This is a genomic window from Deltaproteobacteria bacterium, from assembly GCA_020845775.1.
In the GTDB taxonomy this organism is placed as follows: Bacteria; Bdellovibrionota_C; UBA2361; order SZUA-149; family JADLFC01; genus JADLFC01.
Genome location: JADLFC010000179.1, coordinates 1 through 3,373 on the forward strand (window position 1 = coordinate 1; position 3,373 = coordinate 3,373).

Sequence of the window (3,373 nt, forward strand, 5' to 3'; positions counted from 1 at the left end):
AACTTACGGCGGCGCGGCAAAATACGAACCAGGACTCATGGAACGAGGAGCTAACAAATATTGAGCATCCTTAACCTCTAACTCTAAATTCCTTACACTTATCCCAAATTCGCTAGGCAGGGGATGAAGTTACAATTGCTGATTATATCGGAGGCGCGAAGGGGGCAGAGGGTGTTGCTGTTATCATTGATGTTTTTTGCGCCAGAGGTGTGCACCTTAAGGCCAAGTTTCCGGCACCAAGGTATTTAGAAAAAATGAGAAAAGTGATAAGTGAGAAGAATTATGGAACTTCTACGAGATATCAGTGCCATGGGCAGGGAAAATGTTTCCCTTGCCGGTGGAAAAGCCGCATCTCTTGGAGAAATGGTCTCGGTAGGGATACCTGTGCCCCCGGGCTTTGTGATTCTCTCGTCTACTTTTGACAAGTTTCTGGACGAGACGAAACTGCGTGAAGAGGTTGACGCAATTCTAGGTTCACTTAACCACACCGACCTAACGGCGGTTCAAACCTGCTCTGAGAAGATAAGATCGTTATTTCTTAACGCAACACTGCCGCAAGAGGTCACCGATAAAATACGGGCATCTTTTAGATACCTGAATGCTAGATTTGTGGCGGTTAGATCCTCCGCTACTGCTGAAGACTCTGCAAACGCCGCATGGGCTGGTCAGCTTGAAAGTTACTTAAACACGACAGAAGAAACCTTACTTGAGAATGTAAGGAAATGTTGGGCCTCATTGTTTACGCCACGTGCAATTTTCTACAGATTCGAAAAGGGTTTGCAGCAACAGAAGATTAGTGTTGCCGTCATAGTTCAAAAAATGGTTCAGAGTGCTAAGTCGGGGATCGCATTTTCTGCCGATCCGATTAGCGGCTCCAGTGGTCAGCTTATTATCGAAGCGAGTCTTGGGCTTGGCGAGGCCATAGTGTCAGGACAGTTGACACCGGATAGCTACGTTGTGGAGAAAAACCCGCTGTGCATTCTTAAAAAAGACCACCAAACTCAAGCTGAGGGACTATATCTCGCTGAGGGTGGTGGCACTGAATGGCGCCCGATTCCGAAGGAGCAAGGAGAAGGGCCCGTGTTGTCCGACAAGGAAGTCTTCGAACTATCCGAATTAATCTTGAAAATCGAAGCTCATTACGGTTTCCCCTGTGATGTCGAGTGGGCCTGCGAGGGGGGAATATTTTACATTGTTCAGTCTCGCCCCATTACTGCCTTAACAAAAAACACCCCTATATACCAAGAGAACTCGCCTCCTGCTCCCAATACATTTCAACATGAAGGTGTTCAGTATGAACTCGTCTTCAAGGAGTATTTTCCACCATTTTGGAACTACCAGTGGGATAACCGAGAATATCATCGTGAGTTTAAAAAGATTCTCGGCATTGACCCAGCAGTTATTAGCATTTTTGTCGACGGAACAGAGCTGGAGAAATGCTTTTCCACCGGCATTTCCGCAGCGCTCCATGACAAGGTCGAGATGCAGTTCTCAAGAACTAATGTAGCTGCAGGCCTTGAAGAGTTCGAACTGAAGCTCGCCTTATTTGAGAAGGGCATAAAAGAAATTGCGCATTGTACGAAACTGAGTGAACAAGCCAAGATACTTAAGGGAACATTGGATCTCCTCAGCGGTTTGAATGCATACAGCAATGCGTATTATCTCGCTACACCTTTTCTCGAAACAATAGTTTATGATTTTGCCCGTAAACGCTTTAATAATATTGAGGCTGTCAACCGATTTATGGCTCAAGAGTGCCAACCAATACGCCCTACTCCCCTGGGGAGATACAGCGAAGCCGTTGTTCAAGCGGCCATGCGGCTAAAGAAAAGATTTGGCGCAGAAGTTATCGCCAAACTTGAGAAGGAAAGTATTACTGACGACCTTATCGATCAGGAGCTCACGGCTTTGCAAAAGGACTTCTTTTGGTTCACTTCCTTTTCAGTCGGCAAACCGCGCTCCAAGGATTCATTTGTTGCTGATATTATTAATGCGCTCACGAAACCCAGTGACTCCATTTCAAGGGTCGAGCCGCTGGAGATCCCAAAAGATATTGCAGATGCCATTTACGCGATTAGAGTTGGGGCTTATGTTAAGGATATTCTATCTTCCTATACGACTTCGTTTTTTTGGTTCGAAACTCAACCAGTTTGGGAAAGTATCGCAAGACGGCTTGGCTTGTCAGTCGCCGACATCGAGCTTTTAACCTATGATGAAGTTCTAGATACTCAGGCAGAGGGTGAGGAGTTAAAGAGAATCCTAGCTCGCAGGAAAGAAGGAACTGTTTTTATTTATACAGAGGAGACCGGATTGCGGATAATTGAGGGTGACCAGGCTGCCTCGCTAATTCGCGTGTTTAGCGAACAACTAAGTGTTGAGTCTACCGGTCCGATGGTATCCGAGTTTGCAGGCGTAGCGGGAAGCCGGGGCGTAGCAACGGGAAAAGTCCAAAAAATCCTGAAGTCGTCCGAGTTAACGACCTTCGAAAACGACAGAGTTCTGGTGGCTAAGTACACTGCTCCTGAATTTGTTCCAGCCATGAAGAAGGCAAAGGCTTTAGTGACCGACATCGGCGGCATCACTTGCCATGCCGCTATTGTTGCACGTGAACTCGGCATCCCCTGCGTTGTTGGCACAAAAGTAGCCACTACGCTTCTTCGAAATGATGATTTTGTTACCGTCGACGCCAATAATGGCCTCGTAAGAATTCTCGATAAACAGCCTTGTCCTGACTAGGATTAGTCCGTCTTACGGCAAAGCCCTTCAAAATAACTGAGCGAGTTGTCCAGCGGCGGAGTTCTTCGAGCTTGGTCGAGTAGGGGGACCTAAAAGTGGTTTTGATCTTCGCATTGAGGCGCCAGGTTGATAGGAATATCGTTAATTGAGGCGCAGTGGTTATATATTTATTTATAACGTCGTTTAAAGTAAACAGGGAAAAATACTAGCCTATCAAGCAATAATCCCTAAATATTTTAGATACTTATTGACAAAACGGCTAAAAGGGGCTAATAAAATTAGAATATTACTAGCCCCTTTTAGCCGCTTCTTTGTAAGTCTCTGATAATGCTATCTTTTTCCATATCCAACAAGAGTGTTAGTGAATTGCGGGAGCTTTCGCAAAAAGCTGCAAAAAAACAATCTGAAATTAGTCAAATGGATCAGGCGGAATTAGATTACATTCATCGCCAAGCGTTCATTAGCATGATAGGCGCAAGTACCCGCATCGAAAATGCCATACTGACTGATTCTGAGGTTGATTGGTTAGACACCGTTCTTACTAAAGACTCCCGCACAACTGCCTTTGAAGATCGGCGCGACTTTATCGAGAATAAGCTTTCTAAAGATAGGGCTCGAAGCATTGAGGAGGTTGCGG

At 45.7% G+C, this 3,373-nt stretch carries 2 protein-coding genes; both read left to right on the top strand.

Translation table 11 applies throughout. The features are described from left to right. Nucleotides 1-282: 282 nt before the first annotated feature. On the top strand, nucleotides 283-2,736 hold the full coding sequence (locus tag IT291_11185; protein ID MCC6221792.1) for a hypothetical protein: 2,454 nt from the start codon (nucleotides 283-285) through the stop codon (nucleotides 2,734-2,736). 327 nt (nucleotides 2,737-3,063) lie between these two features. Further along, nucleotides 3,064-3,373, top strand: a 310-nt coding sequence (locus IT291_11190) for a hypothetical protein (GenBank protein MCC6221793.1), incomplete at its 3' end; no start/stop codon positions are given.

Excerpts from the sequence above, each read along its gene's own strand:
- IT291_11185 (MCC6221792.1), top strand. The coding sequence starts at position 283 with ATGGAACTTCTACGAGATATCAGTGCCATGGGCAGGGAAAATGTTTCC.